Below are 17,635 nucleotides of genomic sequence, written 5' to 3' on the forward strand. Positions count from 1 at the left end.
CTTTAGAGGTGTTCGGTTTCGCGCCTAGAGCTGTTCGGTTTCGGCAAAGTCCTGGTTGTCGTCCAGGTCGTAGCCGGCATCGCTGTTCCAGGTGCCGGTGGCGACGTCGTAGCCGGCGACCTCGGACGGATCGAAGCTGGCCGGGCTGTCCTTGAGCGACAGACCGAGCTGGTGCAGCTTGATCTTCACCTCGTCGATGGACTTCTGGCCGAAGTTACGGATGTCCAGCAGATCGGACTCCGTGCGGGCCACGAGCTCACCCACCGTGTGCACACCCTCGCGCTTGAGGCAGTTGTACGACCGCACCGTCAGGTCCAGATCGTCGATCGGCAGCGCGAAGTGCGCGGCCTGATCGGCCTCGGCCGGCGAGGGACCGATCTCGATGCCCTCGGCCTCGACGTTGAGTTCCCGTGCCAGACCGAACAATTCCACCAGCGTTTTGCCGGCCGAGGCCAGTGCGTCGCGCGGGGTGATCGAGTTCTTGGTCTCGACATCGAGGATCAGCTTGTCGAAGTCGGTGCGCTGCTCGACGCGGGTGGCCTCCACCTTATAGGTGACCTTGAGCACCGGCGAGTAGATGGAATCGACCGGGATCCGGCCGATCTCGGCGCCGGAGGCCTTGTTCTGCACGGCAGGCACGTAGCCGCGGCCGCGCTCGACGACGAGCTCGACCTCCAGCTTGCCCTTGTCGTTCAGGGTGGCGATGTGCATCTCGGGGTTGTGCACCGTAACGCCGGCGGGCGGCACGATGTCGCCGGCGGTGACCTCACCCGGGCCCTGCTTGCGCAGGTACATGGTGACCGGCTCGTCCTCCTCGGAGGACACGACCAGACCCTTGAGGTTCAGGATGATGTCGGTGACGTCTTCCTTGACTCCGGGGACGGTGGTGAACTCGTGCAGCACACCGTCGATGCGGATGCTGGTGACGGCCGCGCCCGGGATGGACGACAGCAGCGTGCGGCGCAGCGAGTTTCCGAGGGTGTAACCGAATCCGGGCTCCAGCGGTTCGATCACGAACTGGGAGCGGTTCTCGGCGAGAACCTCTTCGCTCAGGGTGGGGCGCTGAGAAATCAGCATGGTGTTTCTTTTCTCCTTCTCGGCACCCGCTATTTGATGCCGTTAAGTGGCCTGAGCCCCGGTGGATTCCGGGGTCAGGGTGACTACTTCGAGTAGAGCTCGACGATGAGCTGCTCGGTGAGCGGCACGTCGATCTGCGCGCGCTCGGGCAGCTGGTGCACGAGGATGCGCTGACGCTCGCCGACGACCTGCAGCCAGCCCGGGATCGGACGCTCGCCGGCGGTCTGCCGCGCCACCTCGAACGGCAGCGTGTTCAGCGACTTGTCCTTGACGTCGATGATGTCGTACTGCGACACCCGGTAGCTGGGCACGTCGACCTTCACGCCGTTGACGGTGAAGTGACCGTGGCTGACCAGCTGACGCGCCATGCGGCGGGTGCGGGCCAGGCCGGCGCGGTACACGACGTTGTCCAGACGGCTCTCCAGGATGCGGAGCAGGTTGTCACCGGTCTTGCCGGGGAGGCGGTTGGCCTCCTCGTAGTAGCGACGGAACTGCTTCTCCATGACGCCGTAGGTGAAGCGGGCCTTCTGCTTCTCCTGCAGCTGGGTGCGGTACTCGCTCTCCTTGATCCGCGCGCGGCCGTGCTGGCCGGGCGGGTAGGGGCGCTTCTCGAAGGACTGATCTCCGCCGACCAGGTCGACGCCGAGGCGGCGCGACTTGCGGGTGACGGGTCCGGTGTAACGAGCCATGAGTCTCTAACTCCCTTTCCTAGACCCGGCGCCGCTTGGGCGGACGGCAACCGTTGTGCGGCTGCGGGGTGACATCGGAGATCGCACCGACCTCGAGGCCGGCCGCCTGCAGCGAGCGGATGGCGGTCTCACGGCCCGAGCCCGGGCCCTTGACGAAGACGTCGACCTTCTTGACGCCGTGCTCCTGCGCCTTGCGGGCCGCGTTCTCGGCGGCCAGCTGCGCGGCGAACGGGGTGGACTTACGCGACCCCTTGAAGCCGACGTGCCCCGAGGACGCCCAGGCGATGACGTTGCCCTGGGGGTCGGTGATGGACACGATGGTGTTGTTGAACGTGCTCTTGATGTGGGCTGCGCCGTGCGGGACGTTCTTCTTTTCCCTGCGACGGGTCTTCTGCCCCTTCTTGGGGGCGCCCTTCTTTGCCTGTGCCATCCGGGGTTACCTGGCCTTCTTCTTGCCGGCGATGGTGCGCTTGGGGCCCTTGCGGGTACGCGCGTTGGTCTTGGTGCGCTGGCCGCGCACCGGCAGGCCACGGCGGTGCCGCAGGCCCTGGTAGCAGCCGATCTCGATCTTGCGGCGGATGTCGGCCTGCACCTCGCGGCGCAGATCGCCCTCCACCTTGAGGTTGCCCTCGATGTAGTCGCGCAGCTGCGTCACCTGATCGTCGGTCAGGTCCTTGGTGCGCATGTCCCGGCTGATGCCGGTGGCTTCCAGGATCTCCTGGGACCGCGTGCGGCCGATGCCGTAGATATATGTCAAAGCGATCTCCATGCGCTTGTCGCGCGGGAGGTCGACGCCCATAAGACGGGCCATATGTGCCATTCCTCGTGTTCTGCGGAGGTCTGATCCCAGTCCGTTCCCGGGTTGACCCGGGGTCCGGCCTCCGTTCCGGACGTTATCGATGCTCTTCGCGCAAGCGCTCATCGATATCGAGCGACCGTATGCCGCTCAGTGGTGCTGGGAGGTCATCATTCAGTTGTGGGTACTGCTACTGCTCGGCTGCGTGACTAGCCTTGCCGCTGCTTGTGACGGGGATCGGAGCAGATCACCATGACCCGCCCATGCCGGCGGATCACCCTGCACTTGTCGCAGATCGGCTTGACGCTCGGGTTCACCTTCACGGCTGTGTCGATCCTTCTTCTCGTGGTTCTTCGGTGGTCTTCGGGGCTTACTTGTAGCGGTACACGATGCGGCCACGGGACAGGTCGTAGGGAGACAACTCCACCACCACACGGTCCTCGGGGAGGATACGGATGTAGTGCTGCCGCATCTTTCCGCTGATGTGGGCGAGGACCTTGTGTCCGTTCTCCAGCTCAATGCGGAACATCGCATTGGGCAGGGGTTCGACGACACGACCCTCAACCTCTATGGCACCGTCTTTTTTGGCCATACTTTGTAACGATCCTTGCTTTCGTTTCGTACCGGCTTTGCTGGCCTCTTCGGCGCAGCCTTCGGTCCGACTTGACAACGTGGGCCGGATCCGGGGAATTCCCGCTCGAAGGCGAAGGTTCCCGATGGGGCACGCAAAAAGTCGGCGCGGAAGCCGCACCGTTGATCCATGGTACTCGCCAAGAGCGCTCGCCCAAAATCTGCGCCGCCGGTCGGCGACCGGGGCCCCGGCGCCGGGCTAGAAACCCCGCTCGGCGCGGTCGAGGCGGGATACGAACGCCGCGGCCTGGGTGCGGCGCTCCATGCCCAGTTTGGTGAGAAGCCGCGACACGTAGTTCTTCACCGTCTTCTCTGCCAGGAACATCCGGTCCGCGATCTGCTTGTTGGTCAGCCCCTCCCCCAGCAGGTTCAGCAGCACCCTCTCCTGCGAGCTCAGCCCCGACAACGGGTCCGGGTGCTCGGCCGCGCTGCGCAGCTTCGACATCAGCGCCGCGGCCGCCCGATTGTCGAGCAGCGACCGGCCCGCGCCCACTTCCCGGATCGCTGTCGCAAGATCCATGCCCTTGATGTCCTTGACCACGTATCCGCTGGCCCCGGCCAGGATCGCGTCGAGCATCGCTTCGTCGGAGGTGAACGACGTCAGCATCAGGCAGCGTAGCCCCGGCATCCGTGACAGCAGCTCCCGGCACAGTTCGATGCCGTTGCCGTCTGGTAGCCGGACGTCGAGCACCGCCACGTCCGGTGAGACGGCGGGTATCCGGGCCAGCGCCTCGGAGACGGAGCCCGCCTCGCCGACCACCTCCAACGCCGGGTCGGCGCTGAGCAGATCGATCAGGCCCCGCCTGACCACCTCGTGGTCGTCGACCAAGAAGACCCGGACCATCAGAGAACCTTTCCGCCGCCCTCGGTGTGGATCTTCGGCGCTGTCCCGGGCGGTGACTAGGGCCGCAGGTCCCCGACCGGCAGGGACCTCGGACTCTGCCACTGGCGTTCCGTTCCGGCCGATAGTTGTGTTGTGGACCGGTTGACCGCCTTCAATGCCGGCTTCCTCGACGCCGAGGACGCCGATCGGCACGTCAGCCTCGCGGTGGGGGCCGTGTCCGTCCTCGAGGGTCCGGTGCCTGATTTCCACGAGATCGTCGCGGCCATCAGCGAGCGGATCCTGATGGTGCCCCGGCTGCGGCAGGTGGTGCGCCGGCAGCGGTTCGACCTGTCGGCACCGGAATGGGTGAACGATCCCGCGCTCGATCTCGAGCACCACATCCGCCACGCCGCTCTCCCGCACCCCGGCGACGACGCGGCACTGTTCCGGTTCACCGCGGAGGCGATGGAGCCGCGCCTGGACCGGGAGCGTCCGCTGTGGCAGGCCTGGATCATCGAAGGTCTGGCCGACGCCCGGTGGGCCATCCTGATGAAGGTCCACCACTGCCTGGCGGACGGCATCGCCGCCATGCACCTGATCGCCGGCCTCAGCGACGGTGGCGAAGGGGAAACCTACGCCGGAGCGATCCGCGCCGCGCACGAGGCCGCTGATCGCGGCCCGGCGCTGCCGACCCCGACGCTGAACCCGGTGCGGTGGGCGCGTGCCGGGTGGGACGCCGTCTCGGCAGTGGCCGCCACCGCCGCGGTGACCGCGCGGGGAGCCGTCGGGATCGTCGGCGGCCTGCTCCGGGATTCGGCATCCTCGCTCAACGGCCCGGTCACCACGTTGCGCCGGTACAGCGCGGTGCAAGTGCCTCTGGCTCAGGTGGCCTCGGTGTGTCAGGCCTTCGACGTGACGATCAACGACGTCGCACTGGCCGCGATCACCGACAGTTTCCGGTCCGCCCTGCTGCGGCGCGGCGAGGAGCCGCGCCCGGATTCGTTGCGCACCCTGGTTCCGGTGTCGGTGCGCTCCGGTCATGCGGCAGGCCGGCTCGACAACCGGGTGTCGATGATGCTTCCGTACCTGCCCGTGGACGAGCCGGACCGCGTGCGGCAACTGCGGACCGTGCACCGTCGGCTCGCCCGGGTCAAGGCCGGCGGTCAGCGCCAGGCCGGCAGCGCGGCGGTGGCCGCGATCAAGCTCGTGCCGTTCGCGCTGGCCACCCGCGCGATCCGGATGCTGACGTCGTTACCGCAACGCGGTGTGGTCACGCTGGCGACCAATGTGCCGGGGCCGCAACACCGGTTGCAGGTGATGGGCCGTGACGTGGTGCGCATGCTTCCCGTGCCGCCGATGGCGCTGCGGCTGCGGACGGCGGTGGCGATCCTGAGCTACGGGGACGAGCTGGTCTTCGGGATCACCACCGACTTCGACACCTTCCCGGACGTGGATGAACTCGCTTCGGGCATCGGCGCGGCGGTGGCCGCGCTGTCGGCCGCTTCGCGACGACCGAGCCAGGTCCACGCGTGACACCGACGAAGGCCGTCATCCCTGCTCAGATCGATCTGCTCGGCCCGGCCGACCGGGCGCTGCACCTCGCCACCCGCGAGGTCCCGACCTTCGCGCCGGACACCACGGCCGGCGAAGCGCTGACCGCCATGCGGGGGATGCGATTCGACAGTGCCGCCGCCATCGCGGTGCTCGACGCCGACGGGCGGCTGATCGGGATCGCGACTCTGGAGGCGGTGCTGGCCGCCTCGGCCGGGCAACGTCTGCGTGATGTGATGGACGCGGCGCCGCCGACCGTTGCTCCGGAGACCGATCAGGAGCATGCGGCGTGGCAGGCCGTGCACCGAGCGGAGCCATACCTCGCCGTCGTCGACGGCGGCGCCCGCTTCCTCGGGCTGATCACGCCGCACCGGTTTCTCGCGGTCCTGCTGCAGGAACACGACGAGGACCTCGCCAGGCTCGGCGGCTTCCTGCGCAGCGTGGAATCGGCGCGCTCGACGAGCATAGAGTCGGTGCGAAAACGGTTGTGGCACAGGGTCCCGTGGCTGGTGGTCGGACTGATCGGCGCGATGGCTTCGGCGATCCTGATGAGCGCGTTCGACGAACATCTCAACGCCGACCTGGCTATCGCGTACTTCGTTCCGGGCATCGTGTATCTGGCCGACGCGGTCGGCACCCAGACCGAGACGCTGGCGATCCGCGGTTTGAGTGTGGGTGTCGGCATCCGCCGGATCGCGGCCCGGGAAGCGCTCACCGGCCTGGCGGTGGGTGTCCTGCTGGGCACCGTGATGTGGCCGGTGGTGGCAGTGATGACGGCCAATCCTGCGCTGGCACTGGCTGTCTCGTTGACGGTCGTCGGCGCCGGCACGGTGTCCACCGTGGTGGCGCTGTGCCTGCCGTGGCTGTTGCACCGACTCGGCCGGGATCCCGCGTTCGGAGCCGGACCGCTGGCCACGGTGGCCCAGGACCTGCTGTCGATCCTGCTCTATTTCGGCGCCGTCAGCGTGCTGCTCACCTGAGCGCCCGCAATGACGGGCGGCCGAGGCCGAAGGTCTCTAGAAGCGGGCCCGCGCGGCCCATAACGTGGGGGTGCGGCGCGGCATCGGATCCACGCCGCCGACACGAGAACAGGAGACACGATGTCCGCTGCGGTTGAGATCGGCAAGGTAGTTGTCGGAGTCGATGATTCACCCTCGTCGCAGCCGGCCCTCGAATGGGCCGCCAAGGAGGCCGCGCTGCGCGAGGTCCCGCTTGTGATCCTGTACGCGACCACGCTGCCGATCGGGGCATGGCCGGTGGCGCCGGTGCCGACCGGTTTCCTGGACTGGCAGCGGGAGATCGGCCAGGACATCCTCACCGACGCCCGGCAGATCGCCGAGAAGCTCTCCGCGGGAACGGTGCCGGTCACCGCCGAGTTCGCCGTGGCGACACCGACCGCGGCTCTGGTGGAGCAGTCCCGCACCGCGGGCATGGTGGTGGTCGGCTCCCGGGGCCGGGGCGGGCTGGCCCGGAAAGTGCTCGGCAGCACCAGCATGGGCCTGGTTCACCGCGCCCACGGCCCGGTCGTGGTGGTGCGCGACGAAGCGCCGGCCGCCGGCGAGGGGGCGCCGGTGCTGTTGGGCTTCGACGGCTCGCCGGCAGCCGAACCCGCCGTCGACATCGCTTTCCAGGAGGCATCCCGGCGGAAGGTGGGGCTCGTCGTGCTGCATGCGTGGTGGTCGCCGGGAGCCTTCGAGATGCCGGGCTTCGACTGGAACGAGCTACGTCCCGAGGTCGAAGCGGAGGCGTCCCGTCAGCTCGCCGACTGGCAGCGGCGCTACCCCGAGGTGACGGTCGAACTCGTGGTTGTGCCCGACGAACCGGCCCGCCGCCTCGTCGAGCGGTCCGACTCGGCCCAGCTCCTCGTCGTCGGCAGCCATGGATACGGCGCGGTGACGGGCTCACTGCTCGGGTCGGTCAGCGCGGTCGCGGTGCAGGCAGCCAGGATCCCCGTGATGGTGGTGCGGCCCCGGTGAACGCCGCGGTGGTGACCCCCCTGGCCGAGACCAGTTCGTGATGCACCTTCACCCTTTCGCCACCATCGCCGTCGTCCTGGCGCTCGCCACCGTCGCAGGATTGATCGCCACCAGGCTGCGGCAGCCGCTGATCGTGGCCTTCATCCTGGTCGGTGTCGCGGCCGGCCCGGTCGGCGCGGGCTGGGTGACCGTCGACAGCACCCTGGCCAGATGGGGCTGGCGATCCTGCTGTTCCTGGTCGGGCTCCGGCTGGATCTGCACATGATCCGCAACACCGGTCCTGTCGCGGTGGTCGCTGGACTCGGCCAGGTATTCGTCACCTTCGCGCTCGGATTCCTGATCTCCCTCGGTCTCGGGATGGACACCGTCACCGCGGTCTATGTCGGCGTCGCGCTCACATTCTCGTCCACGATCATCATCGTGAAATTGTTGTCGGACAAGCGCGAGCTCGACACGCTGCACGGCCGGATCGCACTCGGCATACTCATCGTCCAGGACATCGTCGTCGTGGTGGTGATGATCGCCCTCACGGCGTACGGCACAGGCGGTGACGGCGGCGTCGCCGCGGGTATCGCGGCGGTGGCGCTCAAGGGCGTCGGTCTGCTCGCCGCCGTCTGGGTGCTGATGCGGTTCGTCCTGCCCTGGGTCATGCCGCAGATCGCGCGGTCGCAGGAGCTCCTGGTGCTGTTCGGCGTCGCCTATGCGATGTCGATCGCCTCGTTCAGTGAGTGGCTGGGGTTCAGCTCCGAGGTCGGGGCGTTCCTGGCCGGAGTGTCGTTGGCAGGCACCCAGTTCCGTGACGCACTCGGTGCCCGCCTGGTCAGCCTGCGGGACTTCCTGCTGTTCTTCTTCTTCCTGAACCTGGGCGCCGGCCTGGACTTGCGCGAAGCCGAGGGCCCGATCACCGAGGCGGTGTTGCTCTCTCTGTTCGTGTTGGTGGCCAAGCCGGTGATCGTCATCGCGATCATGTCGGTGATGCGGTATCCCGCGCGTGTCGGATTCCTGGTCGGTCTGCCGCTCGCCCAGGTCTCTGAATTCTCGTTGATCCTGGCCGCTTTGGGGCTGACGCTCGGGCACATCGACAACGCCACGGTCAGCCTGATCACGGTCGTCGGTCTCCTCACCATCGCCGTGTCGGCCTACATGACGACGTATTCGGACAGCATCTACGAACGGTCGAAGCGGTGGTTGTCCCACTTCGAGAGACAACGTCAGCGCGAGCACGTGGCCGCTGGCGCCGACGGTGACTTCGACGTCATCCTGTTCGGACTGGGTCGCTTCGGCAGTCATCTCGCCGAGCGTCTGACCGGCGCCGGCCACCGGGTCCTCGGTGTCGACTTCGACCCGCACGGCGTCAGCACGCACCGCCGCCGCGGGGTGTCGACCGCTTTCGGCAGTGCGGAGGACCTCGACCTCCTCGAGGCGCTGCCGCTGGACCGGGCCAGATACGTCATCAGCGCGATACCGAGCCTGCAAACGAATCTCGCTCTGCTGCACGGCCTTCGGCAACACCACTTCACCGGAGCCGTGGCGTTGACCGCACACACGCGCCATGACGCCGAACGACTTCGCGCCGCCGAGGTGGACATCGTCCTCGAGCCGTTCTCGGCCGCCGCGCACAGTACCTCGAACACGCTGCACGACCTGCTCACCGCCGGCGACTCGGGGAACGACGACGAGCAGAATCCTCAGCCGGGAGCTTCGAGGTAGCGCTTCTGCACCGCGTGCGAGATCCGGGTGCGGATCCGCTCGGCTTCGGCAGCGTGATGCGCGGCCAGTTCGTCCTCCCACGACGCCACCTCGGCCGCCAGCTCGGCGTCGGCGATGGTGTGCCGCAACCAGCGGAAGAAGTCGCCGCGCTCGAGGTGGAAGCGCAACGTCTCAGGCGCCAGCCGGATCATGGCCTCGCCGAACTCCCGCATCGTCGCCGCCGGTGCCGGAGACTGCCCGTCGGTGGGTTGAAAGTAGAACCGGCGCTCCTGAGGTAGGGCGACGTCGGCGTACTTGTGCCGATGACGGATGTGGCTCGTGCGGCGGCCCGCGACGGTGAAGCAGCGCGGCCGGCCGCCGCCGTGCCTGATGACCGCGCGTGCGACCGGCCACGGTGCCGCTTCAGCGCCTTCCGGGCTGAGGGTCTCCACGACGACGTCGCTGGCGTCGACCTCGTCGGCGGGCAGCGTCGCCGGCGCGAAGGACGACAACACGTAACCGCCGCGGCGCACCCAGCGGACTTCCTGCTGGGGGCCCAGCAGGTGGGCCTCGTCCCAGATGACCCAGTGCGGGAAGCCGTACTGTTCGCGGTGCGCCTCGACGACGGCCCGGAGACGGTGGATGTACCCGCTCTTGGCGGCGGCATTCAGAGCCGACAGGTCCACCACGAGACTGGTTCGGGGGTGCAGCATCTCGACCAGATCGGGAGGTTCGAGCAGGTGCCGTCGGCTGTCGACGAGGACGACGCTGTCGAGATCCCTGAGTTCGGTGTGGTCGCCTTCGGGATCGACCACGAGCACGCCGTAGCCCGCGAGGATCCACTGCTCGGCCATCAGCCCGATCAGGTGGCTCTTGCCTGAGCCCGGAGGGCCGGTGACCACGATGCGGCCCTGGCTGCCCGGCAACCGCGCCGGTGTCTGATCCTCAAACACGCCGATGTCGATCCACCGCCGCATCGGGCACCATCGGCGGGCCCCGCTGACGATCGGCCCGTCCAGCAGCCGGGCGACCCCTTTTCCGTCCCGGTCGTCGACCTGTCGATGATGGCGGCCGCCGAGATGGGAGTGGCGGTGGTCAACGCCGTCGCATCGGTCAAGGCGCACGCCGACGTCGTCATCGATGACGAAGACGTGCTTCAGTGAGGGCAACGTGTCCCGGATACCGGCGATCTTCTTGCGGTACAGCGCCTTGGTGGTGACCAGCACCTCCGCCTCGCCGATACTGAGCCGGGTCGCGACCGGCTCGGGACCGAACGCGGAGAACAGCGGCGACACCACGCTGCCGTTACGCAGCGCGCCGAGGATCGTGACGTACAGTTCCGGGCACCGGCCCAGCAGGGTGAACACCCGCCCGCCCTTAGTGACACCGAGCGACCGCAGCACGTTGGTGAATTTGCCGGTGAGGGTTCCCAGTTCGGCGTAGCTGAGGTCGCGAACACTCAGGCCGCCGTCCCAGCCGGCCTCCGACACGAACCGCAGCGCGGTCCGTGCTTGCGCCGGAGCGCCGGTGTGGCGGTCCACCGCGGCGTAGGCGATGTTGCACAGACCGGCGCCCATACCCTCACACACATCGGGGGCAGCGTCCCAGCCGAAGTCCGCGCAGGTGCTTTCGTAATCAACGAAATTCGGGATGACGCGCCAGTCTTCGGGCGATTTGTGGATGACGGTCATGACGCTGCACCGGCGCTCGGCGGTCGCAGCACACCGATTCGCACCGCGGTGCCGAGGTTGGCCATCACACGTTCCAGCAGCGCGTCGCAGGCCGAGCCGTTGTCGTGCAGCTTCCGAAATCCGCGGTGCAGCAAAAAGACGTCGAGTCTGCGGTCGATGGGCCAGTGCGCATAGATGTCGCCGGTGAACTCGGAGCGGAGAAACTGCCATGCGACATCGTCGAGTTGACGCTGCGTCAGGGCGAGTTGGTCGGTCGACGTCGCGGGCATGGGCGCTCCCTTCGCAAGGTGGATCGCCCTCATCGTTTTCCGAGCACACCGCGCCGCAATAGAGACGAAAGTCACCATTGCCGAACAGGTGCCTTTGGTCCCTCAAAGCGGGTCCGCCTTACCCTGCCCGGCCGGCATCCCCCTTGGTGAGCATCGGGTATGCGCATGCAATCCACCCGCTCCGCCAGGGACGCGGTGCGGACGTTCAACAAGCACGTCCTCAACCCGGTGATGCTCCTGTTGGCCGGCCGAAAGCACTGGTACGCCGCGACGATCCAGCACACCGGGCGCACCACAGGGCGGGTCCGTACTACGCCCGTAGTCGCCTACCGCGTGACAGATGGATTCATCACACCGCTGCCCTACGGCACCGACGTCGACTGGCTGCGCAATACCCAGGCCGCGGGGAAGGCGACGATCACCGTCGGCGGCCGCTCGTATCCGGTAGTCGCCCCGCGGATCATCGACGCGTCGACCGCAGCTGCCGAGCTGTCGGCCGGACGCCGGCGCACATTCGACCGGTTCGGAATCGAGCGCTTCGTCAAGTTCACCTTGGCGCCCGACGGAGAGGCAGATCATGACATGTGACCGACTCCGCACACTCTCCGATGCGGCGCCGCCGTCGACCACGTCGGCGCTGTGATCGACGATGCGTGGGGTGAGCTGCTCCGGGCTGCTCGAACGCCCTAGCGCCACATGGGCAGGAGGAGACTCCGATGAAGCGAGTGCGACCGCGGATGGCGCGACCCGGCGACTGCGGAGGCTACGTCCGCCGAACGACGATCACCGGGACGCGCGAACCTGCGGCCACCGCGGCGCTGACCGAGCCCAGCAACGTGCCGGCGACGGCGCCCCGGCCGTGACTGCCCACCACGACGAGCTGCGACCGCTCGGACTGGACCAGCAGCTGTTGGGTGGGATTCTCGAAGCGCACCAGCGGATGCATGGCCACCTCCGGGTACTTCTGCTGCAAGTCCTGAAGGGTTTCGCGCAGGAAATCCTCGGCTTCCTGTTCGGCCATCGTGATCTGCCGGCGGTGGGCACCCGGGGCGTCGGAGTCCTTGCACACGTGCAGCGCCAGCAGATCTGCCGACCGCCGGGAAGCTTCGTCGAAGGCGAACGCCGCCGCCGACAGCGATGTGTTCGAACCGTCGATCCCAACCAGGATCGGCCTGCGCCCCGGCCCCTGCCGGGGTGCGACGTCGTCGTGGACGATCGCGACGGGGTTCCTGGCGTGGTGCAGCAGACCGAGTCCCACCGAGCCTGCCAGCCGTCCGGAGCGGCCGCGGCTGCCGACCACCGTCAGCTGGGCCTCCCGCGACGCTTCGACGAGCTCGGGCACCGGCTTGCCCGTCAATCGCCGGCTCTCGACACCGGGACCCTCGCCATCGGAGGCTTCACGTCCGACGACCGTCGCCTCGGCCAAAACCGTGTCCCCGTTGGCGGTCTCGGCGACCTCATCGACGTGGATGACAGTCAGCGGCACGTGGCGTAGCCGGGCTTCGCCGGCCGCCCATCGGACCGCCGAGAGCGATGACGGCGACCCGTCCACCCCGACGACGACGCCGTGCGACCCCCCTGGTTCAGACATGTCGGCTCCCTCCGGACGTGCTGATGTCGTGACCGTAGATCCGCGGTGGGGCCCCCAATGGGGTCATTGGTCGCGAATCTGGTGCCAAAAGACCTCTGGGTCGGGCCCCCTGTCGGTCTCAAACTCAGTACAGGGCCCACGCGAATGCCCGGGCGTCCGACAGGGAGGAGAACACCATGACCACCGCCCGAGAGATCATGCACGCCGGGGTGACATGCGCGGGTGAGCACGACACCCTGGCCGCTGCCGCGCGCCGGATGGCCGAGATGGGGGTCGGAGCGCTACCCGTATGCGGTGACGACGACCGTCTGCACGGCATCATCACCGACCGCGACATAGTCATCAAATGTGTCGCCGAAGGCCACGACCCCGCCGCCGTCACCGTCGGTGAGCTCGCCCAGGGCACGGTCTATCACGTCGGGGCCGACGCCGGTGTCCAGGAGATGCTCGCCCTTATGGAGGAGCACCAGATTCGCAGGCTGCCCGTGATCGACGATCACCGCCTTGTGGGTATCGTCTCCGAAGCCGACATCGCCCGTCATCTGCCCGAATATGCTGTCGCGCAGTTCGTCAAGGCGATCTGTGCGCAACAGGCGATCCCCAGCCATTGAGCGTGACCATGCCCGCGTCCGCACGCCGGCGCCACGTCCGGGACGGGTAGCGGTGGACGGCGACCGGGCCGCCCGCATCTGGACCGCCGTCGCGCTCCGGGCGATGCGGGAGAAGACACCACTGTCCCCGGCGCACGCCTGTGTGGAATGCGTGGAAGCGCTGACCGTCGACGGCGCCGGCCTGATGCTCGCCGCCGGACCGGACACGCTGGAGCCCTTCTACTGCATCGGTGACCATGCCGGGCAGGCCGACGACGTGCAGGCGACGGTCGGCGAAGGACCGGGCATCGACGCGTCGGCCACCGGGCAGCCGGTTCTGATCGACGACCTGACCTCGTCGGTCGTCCAGCGCCGTTGGCCCGCTTTCACCGGCCAGGTCGCGCCGCTGGGTGTGCGGGCGGTGCACAGCTTTCCCCTCGCCCTCGGCGCAATCCACGTCGGCGCGCTGAATCTCTACAGCGACGCTCCACGTGACCTCGGTCGGGACGACCTAGTCGACGCTCTGATCTACGCTGACACCGCGCTATTGCTGGTGCTCGACCAGCGCGTCGGGGTCGACACCACCACTGGGGCGACGACGACCGGCCAGACACCGGCACTGTGGCGCGCCGAGGTGCACCAGGCGGCCGGAATGCTGTCGGTGCAGCTGGGTGTCTCGGTCCTCGACGCGCTGGTGCGGCTGCGCGCGCACGCCTACCGACACGATTTGCAGCTGGCGAGCGTGGCCCGTTCGGTGGTGGAACGCAAGCTTCGCCTTCAGCCCGATCTGGCCGGATCGGAGGGGTCGTCATGACTGACGGTGCACGCTCATCCATCACCCACACGTCGGTCGAGCCGGCCAACAACCACGGCGGCCTGGACACTCCGGTCCGGGTGTCGACCGAGGCAGCGGAACTGGACGGTCAGCTCACCGTCCCGGACAACGCTTGGGGGGTAGTGGTTTTCGCACACGGCAGCGGCAGCAGCCGACACAGCGTCCGCAACCGGTACGTGGCGAAGGTGCTCAACGACGCGGGGTTGGCGACCTTGTTGTTCGACCTGCTCACGCCGGTTGAGGAAGCCAACCGCGCCAATGTGTTCGACATCGGGTTGCTGGCCGGCCGGCTCGTCGACGTCACCGACTGGGTGAAGAGCCGGCCGGACCTGGCCTCGCTGCCGGTCGGCTACTTCGGAGCGAGCACCGGTGCGGGTGCCGCGTTGACCGCCGCGGCCGACGAGCGGGTCGACGTCGCCGCGGTGGTGTCCCGCGGCGGCCGGCCTGATCTGGCCGGAGCCCGCCTGGCCGACGTCACCGCGCCGACCCTGCTGATCGTCGGCGAGCGTGACGAGACCGTGCTGGAGCTCAACCGCCGGGCCCAGCAATCGATGTCGGCTCCGTGCACGATCGCGGTGGTGCCCGGCGCGACGCATCTGTTCGAAGAGCCGGGAACCCTCGAGCAGGCGGCCGAGCTGGCACGCGACTGGTTCGTCCGGCATCTCGGCCACCGGTGAGCGGCCGGATCACATCTCGCAGGACCGGCCGACGCACCCTCCGCTGAACTCTAGGTCGGCCTGCGCCAGGGCCGGTTGCGGCGCGGCATAGGAGAGCACCTGCCCCCGTCGACTTCCATAGCGGTACACGGTGATTCCCTTGACCTTGGCCTGCCACGCTGCCAGGTAGGTCGCGCGGACATCGCCGACCGAGGCGTTCGCGGGCAGGTTCACCGTCTTGGAGACGGCGGCGTCGACATGCCGCTGCACCGCGGCCTGCATCCGCAGATGCCAGACCGGGGCGATCTCGCCGGCGACCGGAAACGCCGCGCGCACATCTGCGGGCAGCTGCCGGTAACCGCGGACGCCTCCGCGCTGGGCGATCTCGGCGGCCAGCTGCTCGGTGTAGAAGCCCCCGCGGCGTGCCAGCCGGTCGAAACACGGGTTGACCTCCAGCAGGTGCCTGCCGACGACGGCGCGGGTGTAGGCGATCGCGAACATCGGTTCGATGCCTGCGGTGGTGCCGGCAATCAGCGAGATGGTCCCGGTGGGCGCCACCGAGGTCAGCTGGGCGTTGCGGCGGGGCCGGTGGCGGGCGAGCCTGCTTTCCGCGAAGGCGGGGAACGCGCCGCGTTCGTCGGCGAGCCGTCGTGAGGACTCGTGCGCGGTCCGCTGGATACGGCCCATGACCTGGCCGGCGAGTTGCACCGCTTCCTCACTGTCGTAGGGAACTCCGAGGGTGGCCAGCATTTCGGCGAGCCCCATCACGCTCAGACCGATCTTGCGGGTAGCCCGGGTGGCCACGCCGAGCTCCTCGAACGGGTAGCGGCTGACGTCGATGACGTCATCGAGGAACCGCACCGCCAGCGCGGTGACCTCGCGCAGCCGCTCCCAGTCGACCCCGTCCCCGACGACCATGCGCGCCAGGTTGATCGAGCCGAGATTGCATGACTCGTTCGGCAGCAACGGAACCTCCCCGCACGGATTCGTCGCCTCGATGCGACCCAGGCGGGGGACCGTATTGGCGCGGTTGATCGCATCGAGGAACAGCAGCCCGGGGTCGCCGCAGGCGTGCGCGGCCTCGCAGATGGCGTCGAACAGCTCGGCCGCGGAGACCGTGGCGGCTGTGCGTCCCGTGCCGGGATGCAGAAGGCGATGCACACCACCGCGTTGCACCTCCCGCATGAACGCGTCACTGACCCCCACCGACAGGTTGAACTGCGACAACTCCTGCGGCGACTCGGCTTTCGCGGTGACGAAGGCACGGATGTCGGGATGGGACACGTCGAGCACGGCCATGCAGGCTCCGCGCCGCCGGCCGCCCATCGCGACGACCTTTGCGGCGGTGTCGAACAATCCCAGAAACGACATCGGACCGCTGGCACATCCGCCGGTGCTGGCGATCCGGTCGCCGGCCGGCCGCACCCGACTGAATGCGAACCCGGTGCCGCCGCCGCACCGCTGAATCTCCGCAGCGTGTCCCAGTGCGGTGAAGATCGACCGCAGCGAATCCTCGACTGGCAGGACCACACAACCCGACAGCAGACCGAGCTCGGTGCCGGCGTTCATCAGCGTGGGCGAGTTCGGCAGGAACTCCAGCCGTCGCATCGAGAGTGCGAACCGCTCGGCCCACCGCGCCGACGACCGGGGCTGGTACGCGTCCTCGGCTGCCGCGACGGCGCGGGCGGCACGATCCATCATCTCGCCGGTCGACTCGGTCGGATGGCCGTGCTCGTCGCGGCGCAGGTACCGTTCGCGCAGCACGGTCACCGCGGCCAGACTGAGTTTGAGTTCGTCGCGTACCCCCAGAAGCGCCTTGGCGGAGCGGAGTTCGGCGTGACGCTGCCGGTAGATGATGTAGGCGCGCGCCACGTCGTCCAGCCCCGCTTCCCCGAGCCGCGCCTCCACGTGGTCCTGGATCGTCTCGACCGCCGCAATCCCAGAACCCAACGCATCGGCCACAGCCGCCGCCACGGTGGCCGGCAGGTCCGGGTCCTCACAGCCCACCTCACGGGCGGCGAAGGACACGGCGGCCTCGATGCGCCCGATGTCGAACGGTACGAGGGTCCCGTCACGCCGCCGCACCTGCTCGGGCCGGCGCCGCCGCGACCGGGCCGCCATGGTGCGCACCCGCTAATGCGGCCCGGCGCGGTGAATCTCGGACTGGACCGCCCCGAACCGGCGCTGCGCTCTCTCGTCGGCCTCACGCTGTTGGTCGTCGGTGACGACGACGGCGTCCGGTCCCGGGAACACCAGGCATTCGTGCTCGGAGTCCAGCCATCGCACGACGTAGGGCGGTGAGCCGTCACCCGAGCGCACATCGGTGATCAGGCCTCGGTGTTCGGGCCGGTCGACCGTCAGACCCTTGATCACCAGCCAGTCGCCTGCTTTCGCCTTCATGCGGCCTCCCTTCCGATGCGCCGATGATCGCGGACGGAGGTGCCGTTGGCTAGGGCACCCGGCCCTCATTGCGTGGGCCGAAAGTCCCGGCAAGGGCGCGGGCTGACCCGGTGAACGGTGCCACTCAGAACGGCGGCGGTTCGTAGGTGGCGGCGAGCCAGGCCTGATGCTGGCGTTCACGTTCGGCGTTGATCTCGATACGCTGTCGGCGTTCACGGGCGATGCGGGCCTGCCGTTCCTGCTCACGGGTTCTGGTCCGTCGCGGCATCATCGCCGCCTTGTCCGGCGCCTCCGCGGGCACGTCAACATCGGGCAGGGCCGCCGACGGTGTCGCCAAGGTCGGAAACAACAGTCCGCCAAGCGGTTCGGTGA

The 17,635-nt window shown here is 68.4% G+C and carries 20 protein-coding genes and 2 pseudogenes; 9 read left to right on the plus strand and 13 right to left on the minus strand.

Annotated features, from left to right (window positions below):
• Positions 1 to 24 precede the first annotated feature (24 nt).
• The 7 genes from ACXMYJ_RS14980 to dosR all read right to left on the minus strand — a co-directional run bounded on the left by ACXMYJ_RS14980 (position 25) and on the right by dosR (position 4,036).
• Positions 25 to 1,077 carry a DNA-directed RNA polymerase subunit alpha gene (locus ACXMYJ_RS14980; protein WP_260757427.1) on the minus strand — a complete coding sequence of 351 codons (1,053 nt, stop codon included), beginning with the start codon at positions 1,075 to 1,077 and terminating at the stop codon, positions 25 to 27.
• A gap of 83 nt (positions 1,078 to 1,160) precedes the next feature.
• Positions 1,161 to 1,766 carry a 30S ribosomal protein S4 gene (gene rpsD / locus ACXMYJ_RS14985; RefSeq protein ID WP_067963613.1) on the minus strand — a complete coding sequence of 202 codons (606 nt, stop codon included), beginning with the start codon at positions 1,764 to 1,766 and terminating at the stop codon, positions 1,161 to 1,163.
• A 19-nt stretch (positions 1,767 to 1,785) separates the two neighbouring features.
• Positions 1,786 to 2,196: a 30S ribosomal protein S11 gene (gene rpsK, locus ACXMYJ_RS14990; protein ID WP_260757419.1), complete on the minus strand. Its 411-nt coding sequence runs from the start codon at positions 2,194 to 2,196 to the stop codon at positions 1,786 to 1,788.
• Positions 2,197 to 2,202: 6 nt separating this feature from the next.
• Positions 2,203 to 2,577 (minus strand): 30S ribosomal protein S13, encoded by a 375-nt coding sequence (rpsM, locus tag ACXMYJ_RS14995; protein WP_003929501.1) that lies wholly within the window; start codon positions 2,575 to 2,577, stop codon positions 2,203 to 2,205.
• A gap of 194 nt (positions 2,578 to 2,771) precedes the next feature.
• Positions 2,772 to 2,885, minus strand: a complete 114-nt coding sequence (rpmJ, locus tag ACXMYJ_RS15000) for a 50S ribosomal protein L36 (RefSeq protein ID WP_003879483.1) — start codon at positions 2,883 to 2,885, stop codon at positions 2,772 to 2,774.
• A 47-nt stretch (positions 2,886 to 2,932) separates the two neighbouring features.
• Complete coding sequence (gene infA, locus ACXMYJ_RS15005) at positions 2,933 to 3,154, minus strand: translation initiation factor IF-1 (RefSeq protein ID WP_003418601.1); 222 nt, start codon at positions 3,152 to 3,154, stop codon at positions 2,933 to 2,935.
• A 237-nt stretch (positions 3,155 to 3,391) separates the two neighbouring features.
• Positions 3,392 to 4,036, minus strand: coding sequence for a hypoxia response regulator transcription factor DosR/DevR (gene dosR, locus ACXMYJ_RS15010; RefSeq protein ID WP_460357248.1), 645 nt, complete (start codon positions 4,034 to 4,036; stop codon positions 3,392 to 3,394).
• A gap of 132 nt (positions 4,037 to 4,168) precedes the next feature.
• Here dosR and ACXMYJ_RS15015 point away from each other — a divergent pair, with 132 nt between their 5' ends.
• The 5 genes from ACXMYJ_RS15015 (at position 4,169) to ACXMYJ_RS15035 (ending at position 9,252) form a co-directional block, all read left to right on the plus strand.
• Positions 4,169 to 5,548, plus strand: a complete 1,380-nt coding sequence (locus tag ACXMYJ_RS15015; RefSeq protein ID WP_460357251.1) for a wax ester/triacylglycerol synthase family O-acyltransferase — start codon at positions 4,169 to 4,171, stop codon at positions 5,546 to 5,548.
• Positions 5,545 to 6,546 (plus strand): magnesium transporter, encoded by a 1,002-nt coding sequence (locus tag ACXMYJ_RS15020; protein WP_260757415.1) that lies wholly within the window; start codon positions 5,545 to 5,547, stop codon positions 6,544 to 6,546. The genes ACXMYJ_RS15015 and ACXMYJ_RS15020 overlap by 4 nt, the downstream gene beginning before the upstream one ends.
• 120 nt (positions 6,547 to 6,666) lie before the next feature.
• A complete protein-coding gene (locus tag ACXMYJ_RS15025) occupies positions 6,667 to 7,542 on the plus strand; it encodes a universal stress protein (protein WP_260757414.1) in 876 nt (291 codons plus the stop codon).
• A gap of 40 nt (positions 7,543 to 7,582) precedes the next feature.
• On the plus strand, positions 7,583 to 7,807 hold the full coding sequence (locus ACXMYJ_RS15030; protein WP_260757412.1) for a cation:proton antiporter: 225 nt from the start codon (positions 7,583 to 7,585) through the stop codon (positions 7,805 to 7,807).
• The gene (locus ACXMYJ_RS15035) at positions 7,753 to 9,252 is read left to right on the plus strand and encodes a cation:proton antiporter domain-containing protein (RefSeq protein ID WP_460357254.1); all 1,500 of its coding nucleotides are present in this window, start codon (positions 7,753 to 7,755) and stop codon (positions 9,250 to 9,252) included. The genes ACXMYJ_RS15030 and ACXMYJ_RS15035 overlap by 55 nt, the downstream gene beginning before the upstream one ends.
• Here the strand turns inward: ACXMYJ_RS15035 and ACXMYJ_RS15040 are convergent.
• Positions 9,231 to 10,922, minus strand: coding sequence for a type IV secretory system conjugative DNA transfer family protein (locus tag ACXMYJ_RS15040; RefSeq protein WP_460357257.1), 1,692 nt, complete (start codon positions 10,920 to 10,922; stop codon positions 9,231 to 9,233). The genes ACXMYJ_RS15035 and ACXMYJ_RS15040 overlap by 22 nt on opposite strands.
• Positions 10,919 to 11,191 (minus strand): hypothetical protein, encoded by a 273-nt coding sequence (locus ACXMYJ_RS15045; protein ID WP_260757390.1) that lies wholly within the window; start codon positions 11,189 to 11,191, stop codon positions 10,919 to 10,921. The genes ACXMYJ_RS15040 and ACXMYJ_RS15045 overlap by 4 nt, the downstream gene beginning before the upstream one ends.
• Before the next feature lie 159 nt (positions 11,192 to 11,350).
• On the opposite strand from ACXMYJ_RS15045, the gene ACXMYJ_RS15050 reads away from it, so the two are divergent.
• Complete coding sequence (locus ACXMYJ_RS15050; RefSeq protein ID WP_460357261.1) at positions 11,351 to 11,779, plus strand: nitroreductase family deazaflavin-dependent oxidoreductase; 429 nt, start codon at positions 11,351 to 11,353, stop codon at positions 11,777 to 11,779.
• 175 nt (positions 11,780 to 11,954) lie between these two features.
• On the opposite strand, the gene ACXMYJ_RS15055 is transcribed toward ACXMYJ_RS15050, so the two are convergent.
• A complete protein-coding gene (locus ACXMYJ_RS15055) occupies positions 11,955 to 12,782 on the minus strand; it encodes a universal stress protein (RefSeq protein ID WP_460357264.1) in 828 nt (275 codons plus the stop codon).
• Positions 12,783 to 12,958: 176 nt separating this feature from the next.
• On the opposite strand from ACXMYJ_RS15055, the gene ACXMYJ_RS15060 reads away from it, so the two are divergent.
• The 3 genes and pseudogenes from ACXMYJ_RS15060 to ACXMYJ_RS15070 form a co-directional block, all read left to right on the plus strand.
• Complete coding sequence (locus ACXMYJ_RS15060) at positions 12,959 to 13,393, plus strand: CBS domain-containing protein (protein WP_260757385.1); 435 nt, start codon at positions 12,959 to 12,961, stop codon at positions 13,391 to 13,393.
• A 52-nt stretch (positions 13,394 to 13,445) separates the two neighbouring features.
• Positions 13,446 to 14,186, plus strand: coding sequence for a GAF and ANTAR domain-containing protein (locus ACXMYJ_RS15065; RefSeq protein ID WP_460357267.1), 741 nt, complete (start codon positions 13,446 to 13,448; stop codon positions 14,184 to 14,186).
• Between the two features lie 65 nt (positions 14,187 to 14,251).
• Positions 14,252 to 14,884 (plus strand): annotated as a pseudogene (locus tag ACXMYJ_RS15070) (dienelactone hydrolase family protein); the annotation flags it as partial.
• A gap of 9 nt (positions 14,885 to 14,893) precedes the next feature.
• On the opposite strand, the gene ACXMYJ_RS15075 reads toward ACXMYJ_RS15070, so the two are convergent.
• From ACXMYJ_RS15075 to ACXMYJ_RS15085, 3 genes and pseudogenes are all read right to left on the minus strand, one after another.
• Positions 14,894 to 16,984 carry an adenosylcobalamin-dependent ribonucleoside-diphosphate reductase gene (locus ACXMYJ_RS15075; RefSeq protein WP_460357269.1) on the minus strand — a complete coding sequence of 697 codons (2,091 nt, stop codon included), beginning with the start codon at positions 16,982 to 16,984 and terminating at the stop codon, positions 14,894 to 14,896.
• A 12-nt stretch (positions 16,985 to 16,996) separates the two neighbouring features.
• Positions 16,997 to 17,263, minus strand: coding sequence for a DUF1918 domain-containing protein (locus ACXMYJ_RS15080; protein WP_460357272.1), 267 nt, complete (start codon positions 17,261 to 17,263; stop codon positions 16,997 to 16,999).
• Between the two features lie 124 nt (positions 17,264 to 17,387).
• Positions 17,388 to 17,635: pseudogene (locus ACXMYJ_RS15085) on the minus strand (HNH endonuclease); the annotation flags it as partial.

The organism is Mycobacterium sp. ZZG (assembly GCF_054786995.1).